The sequence below is a fragment of the Azospirillum sp. A1-3 genome, from assembly GCF_023806445.1.
Taxonomy (GTDB): domain Bacteria; phylum Pseudomonadota; class Alphaproteobacteria; order Azospirillales; family Azospirillaceae; genus Azospirillum.
In genome coordinates this window covers 181,539-197,429 of sequence record NZ_JAMSLU010000003.1, presented here as the reverse complement: position 1 = coordinate 197,429, position 15,891 = coordinate 181,539, and the positions used below count along the sequence as shown (strand labels likewise).

Genomic DNA, 15,891 nt, shown 5'->3' with positions numbered 1-15,891 from the left:
GGCCAAGGATGGGCGGGGCGATCCCACCGTCGGTCACGCCTGCCGCCGCCACCGCCGCGGCAGCCCCCGCCGCGCCCGCCCCCGTTACGGCCGAGGCCACGGTCGTCCAGCTTCCCGAACGGCTGCCGGAGGTGACCCGCCCGGTGGTGCTGACCGGCACCGTCGCCGGCCAGACGCCGGAGGGGCTGACCCGCGTGCGCACCGCGGCGGGCGAACTGCTGCTGGACAGCGCGGCGGAGCTGCCGCCGGACAAGCAGATCACGGTGCAGATCACGCCGGGAAGCACGCCCTCGACGGGGGCGCCCACCACCGCCCTGCCGGCCAAGCCGACGGCGCTGATTCTGCTGCAATCGCTGGGCAATCCCACCGTGGGCAATCCGGCCGCGCCGCAGACCGGCGGGACGACAGCGCCCCCGGCGGCCGGAAGCGGAGCGGCACCCGCCGTCCTGCTGCCCACCCCGACAGGCACGACCATCCCGACCAACCTGCCGCCGCTGCTGCCGGGCACGGTCGTGCCGGCGCTGGTGCTGGCCGGCGGATCGGGCGCCAAGCCGCTGGCTCCTGCGGCGACGCCGACGCAGGGCACGCCAGCGACTCCGGCCGCGGGCACTCCCGGTTCGGCGAAACCAGAGGCTCCGGCCGCCGGAACGCCTGCCGCGCCGATGGCCGCTTCGCCGACGGCCAATTCGCCTATGCCTGCCCCCACGATGGGCGGCGGCAGCGCCACCTTCGGCACGCCGGTCCAACTGGGCGGCGACGCGGCCCATCCCGGTGCCGAAACGCCGACAATGCCGAACCAGCCCGGCGAGACCGCCGGCAATGCCGAGCCCCCCGACCTGCCGCGCGGCGCCACCGTGGCGCTGAAAATCCTGACCGTTACGCCGCCGCCGCAACAGCCGCGCCCGCCCGGCGATCCGGAGGCCGGCAGACGCAACGGGCAGGCCGGGAACCAGCCGGGCCAGCAATCCGGCGGGCAGCCCCTCACTGAGCCCGACGAGGCGGCGCTGCCGCCCGACACGCCCATCCTGCGCGGCACGGTGGCCGGCAGCACGCCGCAGGGGCAGCCGATCCTGGCGACCAAACAGGGCATGCTGGCGCTGAACGTCCCGGCAAGCCTGCCGCCGGGGGCCAAGGTGACGGCGGCGCTGACCGACCTCGCCCAGGCGATGCAGGCGGCGGCCCCCACCCTGCCCGGCCCGCCGGGTCCGCTGGACGGGCGCGACTGGCCGGCGATGCGGCAGCTGATGGCGACGCTGGCGGCGGCCGATCCGGCGCTCGCCAAGTCGATGCTGGCGACGATGCCGCAACCGAACCGCAAGCTGACCGCCGCCATCGGCTTCTTCCTGGCGGCGATGCGCGGCGGCGACGCGGCTGGCTGGCTGGGCGACGATGCGACAGGCGCCCTGGACAAGGCGGGGCGCCGCGACCTGCTGGAACGGCTGGAGAAGGATTTCGACGGGCTGCGGCGTGAGGCGGCGGAGCCGCTGCCCGGCGACTGGCGCAGCTACACCATCCCGCTGATGGACGCGAACGGGCCGAAGCCGATCAAGCTGCACGTCCATCCGCTGAAGGAGGACGAGGAGGGCGGCGGCAAGGAACGGTCGAAGCCGGGCAGCCGCTTCGTCATCGATCTGGACCTCAGCCGCTTCGGGCCAATGCAGCTGGACGGTCTGGTGCGGCCCAACCATTTCGACCTGATCCTGCGCAGCCATGCCGCCCTGCCGCCGGAGCTGCGGGTGGAATTGATCCAGGTCTTCGCCGACAGCGTGCGGGCCGTCGGCTACAGCGGCGGATTATCCTTCCAGTCGGGGGCGCGCAGCTGGGTGAAGCTGACCCGCGCCGGCCAAGCGGGGCTGGGGGTGTCGGCATGAGGCGCGAGCGTCTGACCACCCGCCCCTCCCCCGACGCCCGCCACGACTTCCTGGTCGAACTGCGTGGCGAGCCGCTGCCGGGGGTGCGGCTGACCTTGCGGCTGGTGCCGGACCTGCTGGTGCCCGATCCGGTGTCGGTGGTGGCCTATCTGGCGGAGTTCGCCGGTTTTGCGGATGGGCTGGAGGCGCTGGCGGTCGCCATTCTGGACGACGTCAACAACGAGCTGGTCCCCCGCTGGGTCGAGGTGGCGGTGGAGAGCGACACGCCCCTGCCCCACCGCGTGGTGATCGAGGATCGCCAGCCGACCTGGGACAACCCGCGGCTGATCGGGCGCCTGCGTCCGCTGTAAGCGGGCTCAGTCATCCTCGTAGAGCCCCTGCGCGGCGGTGCGGTGGCAGGCTTCGCAGTTGCTCTTGGCGGCGACCGACTTGCGCGTCCAGATCGAGGGCGCGAAATCATGCTTGTGCAGCCACCAGCGCTGTTCGGTGATGCGGATCAGCCGGCCGTCGCCGCTGCCGGCATTCTGCGTCAGATAGTTGCGGATGGCCGCGGCGGTGTCGGCCGGCAGGCTGGCGTTCTCGCCGAAATGGTCCTGCAGATTGTCCATGATGCGGCTCCAGGACGCCGCCGGCAGCAGGCCCGGCTGAAAGGCCATGTGGCACTCGCCGCATTCCTTCTGGGTGGCGGCGTGGGTGACGGGCCGGACCCGTTCGAACTCGCTGGCTAAAGCCGCACCGGCGGTCACGGCGAGCATGGCGAGCACGGCGATGCCGGTGAGCGGGCGGAGGCTGCGGTTGGGGGACATCGGCGGCTCGCTATTGGTTCGACAGGAAGGTGATGAAGTCGCCCTTTTCCTGCGCCGTGCAGGCGCGGCCGAGGACGTTGACGCAGTCGCGCTCAAAGCGCTTTTCGACCTCGGCGGGATCGGTGAAGCGCTTGGGGTTGGCGGACACAGCCATCGGCAGGATGTCGCGCCCGGTCTTGTAATGGCGGCCGGTTGCGGCCGGATCGCGGGTGTGGCAACTGGCGCAGCCGGGGGTGTCGGCCACCTTGCCGCCGGCATGCGGCCCGAGATAGAGCACGCGCCCACGCTCCGCCGAGAAGCCGGCGAAGCCGGGCGTCTGCGCTTTCGCCTGGGCGGCATAGCCGTCGAGGATGCGGGCACGCTCCGGATCGCCGGAGGCCGCCAGGGCGACGCCGGCGCCCAACGATACCGCGGCGGCGAGCAGGAGGATCGGTTTGGTCGGTCTGGTCGGTCTCATGGGATCACCCGGTTGGAAATGGTGGACAGCCACGCGGTGCAGCGGGACGCGATATCGGACGGAATCCGCTTCAGGCCGTGCAGCGCGAAGACCAGGGCGATGTGCGCCAGGATGAGGAAGAGGGAGGCCTCGCCGATCTCCTTGTGCAGATGCTCGACCTTGACGAAGAAGTCGGCGAGAGCACCGGTCGCCGCCGCGATCCCGACGCCGATCAGAAGGGCGGCGGACATCCAGGCGGTCAACGGGCTGCGCTCTGTCCGGGCCTTCGCATCGCCGGTGAACAGGCGGCGGAGCCATCCGGCGACCGCCGTCAACGAGGGTCGGGGGAGGCGCAGCGGGCTTCCCGCCGGGGCCAGCACGCCGGCCGCCACGCGCAGGCCGATGACGCCAAGGACGGCATAGCCGGAGAAGACATGCATGCCGTAGGTGTCCTCGTCGCCGGTGAGATAGGCGACGATGAAGGCGCCCGAGACGATGGCATGGAAGGCCAGCAGGGCGGTCATCTCGGCGCGGGAAGGTTTGCGGGCTATCGGCTTGCAGGCGGACATGGCGGTCTCCCTTTCCGAAGGCGGCTCAGTCGTCGTGGCTGGCGTCGTGGGTGAGGCCGCCGGTCAGCAGGGCGGCGATGCCGGCGGCGCCGTCCGCCCTGGCCTGATAGGCGGTGGCGAGGGCACCGACGACCAGGGCCGTCAGCAGGGTGTGGAGGATCATCTTCTTCAGCATGGCGCGGACCCGGTTCGGGGGTGGACGGGTGGTGGCGGAGCGGACCGGGAGCGGATCACCGGCCGGCTCCGCGGCTCCGGTCAGTCGTCGTCGCGGTCGCTGTCACGACCGCCATCACGGCCGCCATCACGGCCGTGACGACGACCCTCATGCTTGCCCATGGCGTCGCGGCCGAAGGCGGTGCCGTCCTGGCGGATGATCTGGCCGGCCTGGATCGCGCCCTGGCGGACACCGCCGACGACGGTGATCTGGTCGCCGCTCTGGATGCCGTCGGGCAGGAAACCGCGGCTGGCGACGTCGATGCGGTCGCTGCCGTCGGTCATGACGAACCAGTTCGCCGCGACCTTCTCCACGGTGCCGGTCACGGTGCCGCCGCCGGCCTTCACCACGTCGGCGATCGGCTGTGGGCTGGTCGGCTGGATGGCCGCGCCGCGGTGGTGGTCGCCGGCGAAAGCGGCAGTACCGGCGGTCGCGAGAGTGGCGGTCAGGAGGGCGGCGAGGGAAACGGCTTTCAACATGGCATCACCCGTGGTGCGGAGGAGAGCGTCGAAGCGCCCGATGAACCGCACTCTGCCCCACCGTGGCTGAGCCGAGCCTGAACGGGCCGTTCATCCGCCGTTCAGGATGGAAAAAACGATGCCCCGGCATTCAGCTGCCGTTTGGGGACCATTCAGCGGCGGTTCAGGGATGCGACGATATGCTGGTTCGATCGCGCGGCCCCGGTGCGCGATGCTGTTCAGACAGAGAGGTCGATCATGAGGACCGGTCCCGCATTGCTCCTTCTCCCCATCCTGCTGTTCGCGGCGGGGACGGGTGCCCACGCCGGCGACGACCACGAGCGCGCCCGCGACGCGCTGCGGGAGGGGCGCATCCTGCCGCTGGAGCGGATCGTCGAGAGCGCCAAGCAGCAGTTCGGCGGCGACGTGCTCGACGTCGATCTGGAGGATGAGGAGGACGGCTTCCACTATGAACTGAAGCTGATAGCGCCGGACGGCCGGATCCTGAAGCTGGACTATGACGCCGCCACGGGGGACCTGCTGCGGACCAGAGGCCGCCACCGGTCCCACGGCGAAGGGAGATAAGGCCATGCGCGTGCTGGTGGTGGAGGACACGCCGGAACTGGCCCGGCAGCTGAAACAGCGGCTGGAGGGCGAAGGCTATGCCGTCGATACCGCCGCCGACGGCGAGGAGGGCCGCTTCCTGGGCGAGACGGAGGCCTATGACGCGGTGATCCTGGATCTGGGGCTGCCGAAGGTCGATGGGCTGACGGTGCTGCGGTCGTGGCGGCGGGCGGGCATGGCCGTGCCGGTGCTGATCCTGACCGCGCGCGACGCCTGGAACGAGAAGGTGCAGGGCATCGACGCCGGCGCCGACGATTATCTGGCGAAGCCCTTCAGCATGGAGGAGCTGCTGGCCCGCGTCCGCGCGCTGATCCGCCGCGCCAAGGGCCATGCCACCGCCGAGATCGCCTGCGGCGGCGTCGTGCTCGACACCCGCACCGGACGGGTCACGGTGGATGGCGAGCCGATCGAACTGACCGCCTTCGAATACCGGGTCCTGTCCTACCTGATGCACCGCAAGGGGCAGGTGGTGTCGCGCACCGAGCTGATCGAGCATGTCTATGCCCAGGATTTCGACCGCGATTCCAACACCATCGAGGTCTTCGTCGGACGCCTGCGCCGCAAGCTGGGGACCGATATCATCAAGACGGTGCGCGGGCTGGGATACCGGGCGGACGAGCCGTAAGGACTGGCCATAGGAGCGGGCGATGAGATGGACGGAGTCGCTGCGCTTCCGGCTGTTGGCCGGCGCGGCCGTTTGGGTGGCGCTGGCGCTGATGCTGGCGGGCTGGATCATCGCCGACCTGTTCCAGACCCATGTCCGCCAGCGCTTCGAGGCGGAACTCAGCAACCATCTGGAACAGCTGGCGGCGGTGCTGGAAATCGGCCCGGAGGGCAGGCCGGCGCTGCGCCAGCCATTGAGCGACCCGCGCTTCCGCCGGCCGCTGTCGGGCCTGTATTGGCAGGTGGGAGAAAGCGGGGACGCGCCGCTGCGCTCGCGCTCGCTGTGGGACAGCGTGCTGCCCCTGCCCGACGACCGGGTGGAGGATGGGGTGCTGCACCGGCACGACGTGACCGGGCCGGCGAACCAGTCGCTGTTCGTGCTGGAGCGCTTCGTCCTGCTGCCTGAGCGGGCGGAGCCGATCCGCATCGCCGTGGCCGCCGACCGGGCCGAGCTGGCCGGCGTCACCCGCGCCTTCAACGCCACGCTGGCGCTGTCGCTGGCGGTGCTGGCGGCGGCGCTGATCGTTGCGGCGCTGATCCAGGTACAGATCGGGCTAAGGCCGCTGTCCCGCCTGCGCGGCGCGCTGGTCGAGGTGCGGGCCGGGCGGAAGAAGCGCTTCGACGTGGCGATGCCGACGGAGATCCGGCCGCTGGTGGAGGATCTGAACGCGCTGCTGGCCCATGCGGAGGAAACCGTCGGGCGCGGACGGCTGCAGGCCGGAAATCTGGCCCACGCGCTGAAGACCAACCTCGCGGTGCTGGCGAACGAGGCCGCCACGCTTGACGAGCGCAACGCGCGCGAGGTGGGGGCGACGATGGTCCGGCAGGTGGAGCTGATGCGCCGGCATGTCGATCATCACATGGCCCGCGCCCGCGCCGCCGCCGCCCGCGGCGTGCCGGGCATCAGCACGCCGGTGCCGGACTGCGTCGCAGCGCTGGCGCGGGTGATGCGCAAGCTGCATTCGGACAAGGGGCTGGACATCCGCGTCGATGCCGCCGACCGCCTGCTGTTCGCCGGCGAGCGCGAGGATCTGGACGAGATGCTGGGCAATCTGCTGGACAATGCCTGCAAATGGGCGCGCGGCCGGGTCGATGTGACGGGCCGAGTGGAGGTTGGCGGCATGCTGTCCGTCACGCTGGACGACGACGGCCCCGGCTTGCCCGACGACTGCCGCGAGGCGGCGCTGGAGCCGGGGGTGCGGCTGGACGAGAGCACGCCGGGGACCGGGCTCGGCCTTGCGGTGGTGCGGGATGTGGCGCGGCTCTATGGCGGCGACATCCAGCTCGGCGCATCGCCGCTGGGCGGGCTGCGCGCGACGCTGCGGCTGCCGGCGGCGTAACGGGGGTGCGGCATTGCGCCGGGGGCATCGCGGCCATGCGTCGGCCGACACCGTAGCGTCACGGAATCGGGCCGGCTCAGGGCGTTGCGCTGCGTGTTGGGCGCATTCCAAATCCAAGGCTCCGCCAGCCCCGGATCTGCGACAAGCTGGCGTGCTCGCCCTTTTATCAGATGGGGCTAATGTCACGGTGGGGGTGCTGATTTCCGACGGGAGGTTCCGATGAAACGCTTCCTCATTGCTGCGCTTTGCACCGGGTTGCTGGTCGGCGGCTCAGCTCTCGCCCAGACCGGACCGGGTCCCGGCATGGGTCAGGGAATGGGTGGTCAGGGTATGGGCGGCCAAGGAATGGGCCAGGGTATGGGTCCGGGTAAGGGCATGGGCGGCACCGGTGCGATGCACCAGCAGATGTTCGACCAGCTCGACACCGACAAGGACGGCGCCATCAGCCGGAAGGAGTTCGTCGATGCGCCGCGCGGCGGTCCCGGTTCGATGACCGACGTCGCCAAGACGCACCGCGGCGCCCGGTTCGACCAGTTCGACAAGAACAAGGACGGCAAGCTGACGCCCGAGGAATGGGGCGCCTGGACGCCGGCCAAGACTAAGTAAGCCCAGCCAAACAAGCACACCGGCAGGAACCCGGCCAACGCCCCTCCGACGCCATTTCCATCCTGTTGGGAATGACGGCCGAGGGGCATTGGCGTCTCGGCATCATGCACCGCTTCCCCGGCCTGCGGCAAACTGTCCGGCGGGAGTTCGGGCTGCGAATGCGATTTGCCTTTCACTCTAATATATTAGTATAATAATCTCACGATCCATCCGGTGAGGCCCCATCATGACCGCGGATCCATTGGAGACGGCGCTGCTCCTGCGCGTGGTGATGATCCTGGGGCTGCTGCTTCTCGGTTTTTACTGACCACTTCCACAGGGATGCCTGGACCATGGCGACCGACCTCAAGCGTGAGAATTTCTCCGCCACCATCGACGGCAAGCCGGTGGATCTGTTCACCCTGCGCAACCGCCGCGGCATGGTGGTGCGCATCACCAATTACGGCGCCAAGATCGAGCAGATCCTGGTCCCCGACCGCGACGGCGTGATGGGCGATGTCGTCCAGGGCTATGACGGGATCGAGGGCGTGATGGGCGGGCAGGCGTCGATGGGGTCCTTCATCGGGCGCTATTGCGGGCGCATCGACGGCGGGCGCTTCACGCTGGACGGCGTCGCCCATCAGGCCGCGGTGAACAGCCCGCCCAACACCCTGCATGGCGGCCAGCGCGGGTCGCGCTTCCGCGTCTTCGACGCCCGGCAGCTGGACGAGGCCAGCCTGGAACTGACCTATGTCTTCCAGGATGGCGAGGAGGGCTTTCCCGGCACCCTGCCGCTGCGGCTGGTCTATACGGTCGGCCACGACAACGCCCTGACCATCGCCTGGACCGCGGTGGCGACCGACAAGACCACCATCGCCAACTTCACTGACCATACCTTCTTCAACCTGTCGGGCGATCTGGGATCGTCGATCCTCGACCATGTCGCCACCGTCCAAGCCGGCCGCTATCTGGCGCTCGGCGAGACGGCGGTGCCAACGGGGGAGATCGTGGACGTCACCGGCACCCCGCACGACTTCCGCACCCCGGCGGCGCTGGGCGCCCGCATCGACGCCGACGACCCTATGCTGGCGCTCGGCAAGGGCTATGACCTGCATTACGTGATCGACAAGCCGCCAGGGGAGGCGGAAGCCGGGGCGGCGCCGGTCCTTCATGCCCGCTTCCTGCACCCGGCCAGCGGCCGGACGCTGGAGGTGCTGTCGACCGAACCCGGTCTGCAGCTCTACACCGGCAATTTCCTGGAGGGCAAAGCTCCGCGGGACGGCGGCAAGGGCGGCATCCTCTACACCAAGCACAGCGCCTTCTGCGCCGAGCCGTCGAAATTCCCCAACGCCGTCAATATCCCCTCCTTCCCGTCGACGGTGCTGCGTCCCGGCCAATGGTCCGCCGGGTCCATCGTTTATCGATTCGGGGTCGCCTGAGGCGGCGCCACGCCGCCCGCCCCCCATCCTCCCCTCGGAGTCCCTATCGCCATGAACACCGCCAAGCCGATCCGCCGTTACCGGCAGACGAAAGTCGTCGCCACGCTGGGTCCGTCCTCCTCCTCGCCGGAGATGATCAGCCGCCTGTTCGAGGCCGGCGTCGACGTCTTCCGCCTGAATTTCAGCCACGGCAGCCACCAGGACCATGGCGAGCGCGTCCGCGCCATCCGCGCGCTGGAGGAGGAGACCGGCCGCCCCATCGCCATCATGGCCGACCTGCAGGGGCCGAAGCTGAGGCTCGGTCGCTTCGCCGACGGGCCGGTGATGCTGACCGCCGGCCAATCCTTCTGCCTCGACCTGCTGGCGGAGCCGGGTGACGCCCGCCGCGTCGGCATGCCCCATCCGGAGATCTTCGCCGCCCTGGTGCCGGACGCCGAACTGCTGCTGGACGACGGCAAGGTGCGGCTGCGGGTGACCGCCTGCGGCGCCGATTTCGCCGAGACCGTGGTGGTGTCGGGGACGAAGCTGTCGGACCGCAAGGGCGTCAACGTCCCCGGCGTGGTGCTGCCGCTGTCGCCGCTCACGCCCAAGGACCGCGCCGATCTGGACTTCGCGCTCGACCAGGAAGTCGACTGGGTGGCGCTGAGCTTCGTCCAGCGGCCGGAGGATGTGGCGGAGGCGCGCAAGCTGATCGCCGGCCGCGCCGCCCTGCTGTCGAAGCTGGAGAAGCCGCAGGCGATCCAGCATCTGGATCGCATCGTCGAGATGTCGGACGGCGTGATGGTGGCGCGCGGCGACCTGGGCGTCGAGATGCCGCCGGAGGACGTGCCGTCGATCCAGAAGCGCATCATCCGCGCCGCCCGCATGGCCGGCAAGCCGGTGATCGTCGCCACCCAGATGCTGGAATCGATGATCTCCGCCCCCGCCCCGACGCGGGCCGAGGCGTCGGACGTCGCCACCGCGGTGTTCGACGGCGCCGATGCCGTCATGCTGTCGGCGGAGACCGCGTCGGGCGAGTATCCGGTGGAAGCGGTGTCGATCATGGACCGCATCGCGCGGCGGGTGGAGGGCGATCCGCTGTACCGCGGGCTGATGGATGCCCAGCATGCCGATCCGGAACAGACGGAATCCGACGCCATCACCGCCGCCGCCCGGCAGGTCGCCCATACGGTGAAGGCGGCGGCCATCGCCACCTACACCACCAGCGGCTCCACCACCCTGCGGGCGGCGCGCGAGCGGCCGGAGGTGCCGATCCTCTGCCTGACCGAAAATCCCGCCATCGCGCGGCGGATGGTGCTGGCCTATGGCGTCCATGCGGTGCTGACGGAGGATGTGCAGAGCTTCTCCGACATGGTGCACAAGGCGGCCCGGCTGGCCTATGTCCACGGGCTGGCCGAAGAGGGGCAGCGGCTGGTCATCACCGCCGGCGTGCCGTTCGGCATGCCGGGATCGACCAACGTCCTGCGCATCGCCTGGGTCGAGCCGCCCAGCCGTCTGAACCGCGAGCGCGATGACCGCGAGCGCCAGCCGATGGCCTTCGCCGACGCCTGAGTGTCGGGAGCCAAATCCAACCGGGGCAGTGCGGCTTTCCAGCCACCCTGCCCCCGGTTCGAATCGCACCTTTCGCAGGCCTCCAACCTTCCAATCCGAACAAAGGGCGGCTTGGCAAAGTACCAAACATATGATTGCTCGGCCTTGCGACCTATCGACTTCTGTGGCCTTGACATCGATCAAATAAAGATAGTTTTTTAGCTAACTACCGAACGTTGCCGGGTGCCAGCCGGTGCCCGACCACCGCAGTCGGGGTTTCCCCCTTCTTGAAGCCGTCCGGTGGAGCGGGCAATCAGGAAGACCGGCGGTCGGGTGTTGCAGGAGAGCTGTTGGATGTCGATCGAACTGGCCGGGCTTTGTTTCACGTCGGCGTCCGGCCTGCCGTTCTCCCATGACCATTGGCTGGTGGCGCTGTCCTATGCCGTCGCCGCCTTCGCCTCCTACTCCGCGCTCGACATGGCGGAACGGATGCACCGGACCGCCGGAATCGCCCGCATCATGTGGCAGGGCTGCGCCGCGGCGGCTCTGGGCGGCGGCATCTGGGCGATGCACTTCATCGCCATGCTGGCACTGACCATCGACACGCCCGTCGCCTACGACCCGGTGAAGACCCTGCTGTCGCTGGTAACGTCGGTTTCCTTCGTCGCCATCGGCTTCCGCATCATCCAGGGCCGCCGGTCGCCGGCCGCGATCGCAGCGGCCGGCAGCATCGTCGGGCTGGGGGTGGCGGCGATGCATTATCTCGGCATGGCGGCGATGGTGCTGCCGGCCCGGATCGCCTACCAGCCCGGACTGTGGAGCCTGTCGGTCGCCATCGCCATGGCGGCGGCGACCGCGGGGCTGTGGCTGTCCACCCGCATCCACCACCGTCTGCGCGACCGCGTGCTGGCCGCCCTGGTGATGGCTGTCGCCGTCTGCGGCATGCATTACACCGGCATGGCCGCCCTGGTGGTGCAGGTCGACCCGATGCTGATGCCGGCGGACGGCCCGTTGGCGGTGGGGGCGCTGGCGGATGGGGTGTCGAGCGGACCGCTGGCCGCAGCGGTGGCGATCGGCAGCTTCGGCCTGCTGCTGCTGGCGCTGGTCTCCACCGCCGCCGACCGCCGGATCTCCGCCGCCGCCGCACGCGAGGCCGCCGCCCTGCGCATCGCCAACATGGAGTTGGAGGCCGCCCGCCTGCAGCTGGAAGCGACCCAGCGCGAGATCATCCGCCGCCTGTGCAGCGCCGGGGAGTTCCGCGACAACGAGACCGGCCAGCATGTGGCGCGCATGGCGCAGATCGCCCATCATCTGGCCCTGTCGGCCGGCTGCGCGCCGGGGTTCGCCGCACAGTTGCTGGAGGCGGCGCCGCTGCACGACATCGGCAAGATCGGCATTCCCGATCATGTGCTGCTGAAGGCCGGACGGCTCGACGCCCAGGAATGGGTGACCATGCGCCAGCATGCGGTCATCGGCCAGCGGCTGTTGGGCGGCAGCGGATTGCCCCTGCTCGACCTTGCCGCCGAGATCGCCGGGACCCACCACGAGAAATGGGACGGCACCGGCTATCCCGCCGGCCTGCGCGGCACCGACATCCCGCTGTCCGGCCGCATCGTCGCCATCGCCGACGTGTTCGACGCCCTGCTGTCCGCGCGCCCCTATAAGGAGCCCTGGCCGCTGGAGGCCGTCGTCGCCCACATGCGCGAGCAGGCCGGCCGCCATTTCGACCCGGATCTGGTGACGGTCTTCCTCGGCCGGCTCGACGCCATGCTGGAAATCCGCAGCCGCTTCGTCGACGCCGGGACCACACCGCAGCTTTTGTCACAGTCGGACGCCGCCGAGTGAGTATTGGGGTTTTCCCCTATGGAGTCCCTTGAAAACAGCCGATCCCGGCCACCGATGTTCTGGAAATGCTTCACAATTACCGCGACTGGATTGGCAAGAACCGCCATCCGCCATTAACTTTTTCTTCGGCGATACAGGAATAATCGTGTGATCCGGCCGTCTTCACGCCGGACGTCGCCATCCTTATCGATCCGGGACAATGCACCAAACCCTGAGCGCCGAGTTCGACTGGCTCCCGGACCGCAAGCCAGTGCGGATCAACGCGATCTACGACGCGATCCCGGTGGGGATTGCGTTCCTCGACCGCCAACTCCGCTGCCTGCGGATGAACCGGCGCATGGGCGCGCTGGCGGGACTTCCTGCGACCGCCGCGACGGGACTTCCCTTCACCGATGTCTGGCCGGAGGCGGAGGACGCGCTGCTGGCCGCCGCATCGCTCGCCCTGGCCGGCACGGTGGTGGAGGACATTGCCCTGACCGGTCCCCTCACCGGTGCGGAACGGGCGCTGGTCGCCAGCCTGCATCCTCACAGCGATGAAAATGGGGACGGCGCCGCCCTGCTCTGCATCGTGGAGGACCGGACCGCGTTGCGGCGGTGCGAGGCCGAGCTGCGCCACTTCAAGGAGATGCACCGCCAGACGCTGGAACTGAGCGACCTGTATCCATGGTACGGCGCCCCGGACGGCACGCCGCGCACCACCCGGCGCTGGCGCGAGCGCACCGGTCTCAGCGCGGCCGACGTCGCGACGCCGCAGGGCTGGATCGCGGCGCTCCACCCCGACGACCGCGCGCCCTTCGAGGCCGCCTGGACCTGCAGCCTGACCGGCGGTGCCGCGCTGGAGATCGACCTGCGCCTGCGTGTCGCCGGGGACGGAGAGCCGGGCAGCGAGTATCGCTGGTTCCGCCGCCGCGCCGCCGCCCAGCGCGACGCGGAGGGACGCATCGTCCAGTGGCATGGAACCGACGAGGACATCCACGAACGCCGCCTTGCCGAAGACGCCCTGCGCGAGAGCGAGGACCATTACCGCCATTCGGTCGAGCTGAACCCGCAATTCCCCTTCACCCTCGATGCCGACGGGAACCTTCTGGAGGTTTCATCGCGCTGGCGCACCATGGTCGGGCTGAGCCATGAGGAGACGCTGGGGCATGGCTGGATGTGCGCCGTCCATCCCGACGACCTGAACGGCACCCGGCAGAACTGGGCCGACGCCATCGCCACCGGAATTCGCATCGACAACGAAAAGCGCATCCGCATGGCGGACGGCAGTTACCGCTGGTTCCGCGCGCGCGCCACCGCACGCCGCGATGCGACCGGCCGGGTCGTCCGCTGGTACGGCTCGACCGAGGATATCCACGAACGCAAGCTGACCGAGGCGGCCCTGCGGGAGAGTGAAAGCTACGCCCGCCAGATCCTGGACAATATCCCGGAATGCGTGAAGGTGCTGGACATGGAGGGGCGGCTGACCTTCATGAACATCCCCGGCGTCCGACTGATGGAACTGGACAGCTTCGACTGTCTGAAGAACCAGCCTTGGGAGGCCAACTGGCCGGAGGAGCGCCGGCCGCAGCTGCGCGCGTCGATCGACATTGCGAAGCGGGGCGGCACCGGCCGTTTCCTCGGCTTCTGTCCGACGGCCAAGGGCACGCCGAAATGGTGGGACAATCTGGTCTGCCCCCTGCCCGGCGCCGACGGACGGCCGCAGCGTCTGCTCGCCATCTCCCGCGACGTCACCGACATCCAGCTCGCCCGGCAGGCGCTGGAGGAGACCACCGCACTGTTGTCCGGTGTGCTGGAAAGCACCACCGACGCCGTGGTGTTCGTCGACCGCGACTGGCGCATCACCTACCGCAACCCGACCGCCGCCGCCGTCCATGCGGGCCAGGGCATCCGGCTGGGCGATGATTTCTTCGGCGCCTTCCCACAACAGACCGAGAGCCGCAGCCTGTTCCGCAAGGCGATGGCCGACCAGACGCCCGCCGTCTTCGAGGAATTCGTCACCGCTCTTGGCCAATGGACGGAAATCCACGCCTTCCCGACCGCGCAGGGACTGTCCGTCTTCTTCCGCAACGTCACCGAACGCCGACGGGTGGAGGAGGAGCGGCGCGCCGCCCAGGAGAAGATCGCCCAACTCGCCCGGCTGGATTCGCTGACCGGCCTGTCCAACCGGCTCTATTTCCAGGAGCGGCTGGAACAGGCGCTGCGCGAGGCGTCCGACGAGGGCGTGATGGCGGTCCATTACATCGACCTCGACCAGTTCAAGGCCGTCAACGACACGCTGGGCCACCATGCCGGCGACGCGCTGCTGCGGCAGGTCGCCGAGCGGCTGCGCAGCTGCATCGGCGCCGCCGATCTGGTTTCCCGCTTCGGCGGCGACGAGTTCGCCGTCCTGCAGCCCAACCTGTGGGGACCGGCGGAGGCGGAGGATCTCGCCCGCTGCATCATCTCGGCGCTGGCCGAGCCGATCGAGATCGACGGCGCCCAGGTCCGGACCGGCACCAGCATCGGCATCGCCCTGTCCCGGCGCGACGGCGTCGAGGCCGATGCGCTGCTGAAGGCGGCCGACATCGCGCTCTACCGCGCCAAGGCCGACGGCCGCAACACCCACCGCTTCTTCGCGCCCGAGATGGCGGAGCGGCTGAAGTCCTTCCACGACCTGAAGCTGGGCCTGCACGAGGCGCTGCGGCAGGGAGAGTTCGAGCTGCATTACCAGCCGCTGGTCTGCACCGGCGAGTCCCGCATCCGCGGCTTCGAGGCGCTGATCCGCTGGCGCCGTCCCGGCCGCGGCCTGATCCGCCCCGCCGACTTCATCCCCGTCGCGGAGGAAACCGGCCTGATCGGCCCGATCGGCGAGTGGGCCCTGCGCGAAGCCTGCCGCGAGGCGACGCGCTGGCCCGACGGCATCGGGATCAGCGTCAACGTGTCCTCCGTCCAGTTCCACGACAAGGGGCTGGTGGAGTCGGTGCGCCAGGCGCTGGCCGACACCGGGCTGGCACCGGAGCGGCTGGAGCTGGAGATCACCGAATCCGTCCTGCTGCAGGACGACGACGCCAATCTCGGCACCCTGCGCGAACTGCGGGCGCTGGGCGCGCGGATCGTCATGGATGATTTCGGCACCGGCTATTCGGCGCTGGGCTATCTCTGCCGCTTCCGCTTCGACAAGGTGAAGATCGACCGCAGCTTCGTCGCCAACCTGCCGCGCTGCGACGGCTCCACCGCCGTGGTGCAGGCGGTGGCCGGGATGGGCCGCAACCTGGGCATCGTCATCACCGCCGAGGGGGTGGAGGAGCAAACCCAGCTCGACGCCGTCCGCCGGCTGGGCTGCCACGAGGCTCAGGGCTATCTGTTCTCGCGCCCGGTCCCGGCGGCGGAGGTGCCGGCGCTGATCGCGCGGCTGCAGGACGACAGCTGAGACCTTCCGGATTCCATCCGAAACGCAACGCCTTCCGGTGACGGCTGTTCTGGTACGGGAACGCATCCTGCCAGGACACCGACCCGCCAGGATACCGATTCG

General features: G+C 69.7%; 15 protein-coding genes. 10 read left to right on the top strand and 5 right to left on the bottom strand.

Annotation, left to right across the window (positions count from 1 at the left end; all coding sequences use genetic code 11):
- Positions 1 to 8: 8 nt before the first annotated feature.
- The gene (locus tag M5E06_RS35590) at positions 9 to 1,871 is read left to right on the top strand and encodes a hypothetical protein (RefSeq protein WP_286208869.1); all 1,863 of its coding nucleotides are present in this window, start codon (positions 9 to 11) and stop codon (positions 1,869 to 1,871) included.
- Positions 1,868 to 2,221 carry a hypothetical protein gene (locus M5E06_RS18830; RefSeq protein WP_252139513.1) on the top strand — a complete coding sequence of 118 codons (354 nt, stop codon included), beginning with the start codon at positions 1,868 to 1,870 and terminating at the stop codon, positions 2,219 to 2,221. The genes M5E06_RS35590 and M5E06_RS18830 overlap by 4 nt, the downstream gene beginning before the upstream one ends.
- A 6-nt stretch (positions 2,222 to 2,227) precedes the next feature.
- Here M5E06_RS18830 and M5E06_RS18825 read toward each other — a convergent pair whose 3' ends face one another.
- From M5E06_RS18825 to M5E06_RS18805, 5 genes are all read right to left on the bottom strand, one after another.
- Positions 2,228 to 2,677: a diheme cytochrome c gene (locus M5E06_RS18825; protein WP_252139512.1), complete on the bottom strand. Its 450-nt coding sequence runs from the start codon at positions 2,675 to 2,677 to the stop codon at positions 2,228 to 2,230.
- Positions 2,678 to 2,687: 10 nt separating this feature from the next.
- Positions 2,688 to 3,134 carry a DUF1924 domain-containing protein gene (locus tag M5E06_RS18820; RefSeq protein WP_252139511.1) on the bottom strand — a complete coding sequence of 149 codons (447 nt, stop codon included), beginning with the start codon at positions 3,132 to 3,134 and terminating at the stop codon, positions 2,688 to 2,690.
- A complete protein-coding gene (locus tag M5E06_RS18815) occupies positions 3,131 to 3,682 on the bottom strand; it encodes a hypothetical protein (RefSeq protein WP_252139510.1) in 552 nt (183 codons plus the stop codon). Before M5E06_RS18815 ends, M5E06_RS18820 begins: the two co-directional genes overlap by 4 nt.
- Before the next feature lie 25 nt (positions 3,683 to 3,707).
- A complete protein-coding gene (locus M5E06_RS18810) occupies positions 3,708 to 3,857 on the bottom strand; it encodes a hypothetical protein (RefSeq protein WP_252139509.1) in 150 nt (49 codons plus the stop codon).
- 80 nt (positions 3,858 to 3,937) lie between these two features.
- The gene (locus M5E06_RS18805; protein ID WP_252139508.1) at positions 3,938 to 4,375 is read right to left on the bottom strand and encodes a cytochrome c maturation protein CcmE domain-containing protein; all 438 of its coding nucleotides are present in this window, start codon (positions 4,373 to 4,375) and stop codon (positions 3,938 to 3,940) included.
- A gap of 237 nt (positions 4,376 to 4,612) precedes the next feature.
- Here M5E06_RS18805 and M5E06_RS18800 point away from each other — a divergent pair, with 237 nt between their 5' ends.
- From M5E06_RS18800 to M5E06_RS18765, 8 genes are all read left to right on the top strand, one after another.
- Positions 4,613 to 4,939 (top strand): PepSY domain-containing protein, encoded by a 327-nt coding sequence (locus M5E06_RS18800; protein WP_252139507.1) that lies wholly within the window; start codon positions 4,613 to 4,615, stop codon positions 4,937 to 4,939.
- Positions 4,940 to 4,943: 4 nt separating this feature from the next.
- Positions 4,944 to 5,603 carry a response regulator gene (locus tag M5E06_RS18795; protein ID WP_252139506.1) on the top strand — a complete coding sequence of 220 codons (660 nt, stop codon included), beginning with the start codon at positions 4,944 to 4,946 and terminating at the stop codon, positions 5,601 to 5,603.
- Between the two features lie 22 nt (positions 5,604 to 5,625).
- Complete coding sequence (locus M5E06_RS18790) at positions 5,626 to 6,981, top strand: sensor histidine kinase (RefSeq protein ID WP_252139505.1); 1,356 nt, start codon at positions 5,626 to 5,628, stop codon at positions 6,979 to 6,981.
- A gap of 219 nt (positions 6,982 to 7,200) precedes the next feature.
- Positions 7,201 to 7,587, top strand: coding sequence for an EF-hand domain-containing protein (locus tag M5E06_RS18785; RefSeq protein ID WP_252139504.1), 387 nt, complete (start codon positions 7,201 to 7,203; stop codon positions 7,585 to 7,587).
- A 332-nt stretch (positions 7,588 to 7,919) separates the two neighbouring features.
- Complete coding sequence (locus M5E06_RS18780) at positions 7,920 to 9,005, top strand: aldose epimerase family protein (RefSeq protein ID WP_252139503.1); 1,086 nt, start codon at positions 7,920 to 7,922, stop codon at positions 9,003 to 9,005.
- 51 nt (positions 9,006 to 9,056) lie between these two features.
- Positions 9,057 to 10,556 carry a pyruvate kinase gene (pyk, locus tag M5E06_RS18775; RefSeq protein WP_252139502.1) on the top strand — a complete coding sequence of 500 codons (1,500 nt, stop codon included), beginning with the start codon at positions 9,057 to 9,059 and terminating at the stop codon, positions 10,554 to 10,556.
- A gap of 333 nt (positions 10,557 to 10,889) precedes the next feature.
- Positions 10,890 to 12,380 (top strand): MHYT domain-containing protein, encoded by a 1,491-nt coding sequence (locus M5E06_RS18770; protein ID WP_252139501.1) that lies wholly within the window; start codon positions 10,890 to 10,892, stop codon positions 12,378 to 12,380.
- A 199-nt stretch (positions 12,381 to 12,579) separates the two neighbouring features.
- Positions 12,580 to 15,789, top strand: coding sequence for an EAL domain-containing protein (locus M5E06_RS18765; RefSeq protein ID WP_252139500.1), 3,210 nt, complete (start codon positions 12,580 to 12,582; stop codon positions 15,787 to 15,789).
- Positions 15,790 to 15,891: the final 102 nt, after the last annotated feature.

What these genes read in the sequence shown, in the direction of transcription:
- M5E06_RS18820 (WP_252139511.1), bottom strand. Translation starts at nt 3,134, where the DNA reads ATGAGACCGACCAGACCGACCAAACCGATCCTCCTGCTCGCCGCCGCG.
- M5E06_RS35590 (WP_286208869.1), top strand. Translation starts at nt 9, where the DNA reads ATGGGCGGGGCGATCCCACCGTCGGTCACGCCTGCCGCCGCCACCGCC.
- M5E06_RS18790 (WP_252139505.1), top strand. Translation starts at nt 5,626, where the DNA reads ATGAGATGGACGGAGTCGCTGCGCTTCCGGCTGTTGGCCGGCGCGGCC.
- M5E06_RS18780 (WP_252139503.1), top strand. Translation starts at nt 7,920, where the DNA reads ATGGCGACCGACCTCAAGCGTGAGAATTTCTCCGCCACCATCGACGGC.
- pyk (WP_252139502.1), top strand. Translation starts at nt 9,057, where the DNA reads ATGAACACCGCCAAGCCGATCCGCCGTTACCGGCAGACGAAAGTCGTC.
- M5E06_RS18825 (WP_252139512.1), bottom strand. Translation starts at nt 2,677, where the DNA reads ATGTCCCCCAACCGCAGCCTCCGCCCGCTCACCGGCATCGCCGTGCTC.
- M5E06_RS18800 (WP_252139507.1), top strand. Translation starts at nt 4,613, where the DNA reads ATGAGGACCGGTCCCGCATTGCTCCTTCTCCCCATCCTGCTGTTCGCG.
- M5E06_RS18805 (WP_252139508.1), bottom strand. Translation starts at nt 4,375, where the DNA reads ATGTTGAAAGCCGTTTCCCTCGCCGCCCTCCTGACCGCCACTCTCGCG.
- M5E06_RS18815 (WP_252139510.1), bottom strand. Translation starts at nt 3,682, where the DNA reads ATGTCCGCCTGCAAGCCGATAGCCCGCAAACCTTCCCGCGCCGAGATG.
- M5E06_RS18785 (WP_252139504.1), top strand. Translation starts at nt 7,201, where the DNA reads ATGAAACGCTTCCTCATTGCTGCGCTTTGCACCGGGTTGCTGGTCGGC.
- M5E06_RS18770 (WP_252139501.1), top strand. Translation starts at nt 10,890, where the DNA reads ATGTCGATCGAACTGGCCGGGCTTTGTTTCACGTCGGCGTCCGGCCTG.
- M5E06_RS18795 (WP_252139506.1), top strand. Translation starts at nt 4,944, where the DNA reads ATGCGCGTGCTGGTGGTGGAGGACACGCCGGAACTGGCCCGGCAGCTG.
- M5E06_RS18765 (WP_252139500.1), top strand. Translation starts at nt 12,580, where the DNA reads ATGCACCAAACCCTGAGCGCCGAGTTCGACTGGCTCCCGGACCGCAAG.
- M5E06_RS18830 (WP_252139513.1), top strand. Translation starts at nt 1,868, where the DNA reads ATGAGGCGCGAGCGTCTGACCACCCGCCCCTCCCCCGACGCCCGCCAC.
- M5E06_RS18810 (WP_252139509.1), bottom strand. Translation starts at nt 3,857, where the DNA reads ATGCTGAAGAAGATGATCCTCCACACCCTGCTGACGGCCCTGGTCGTC.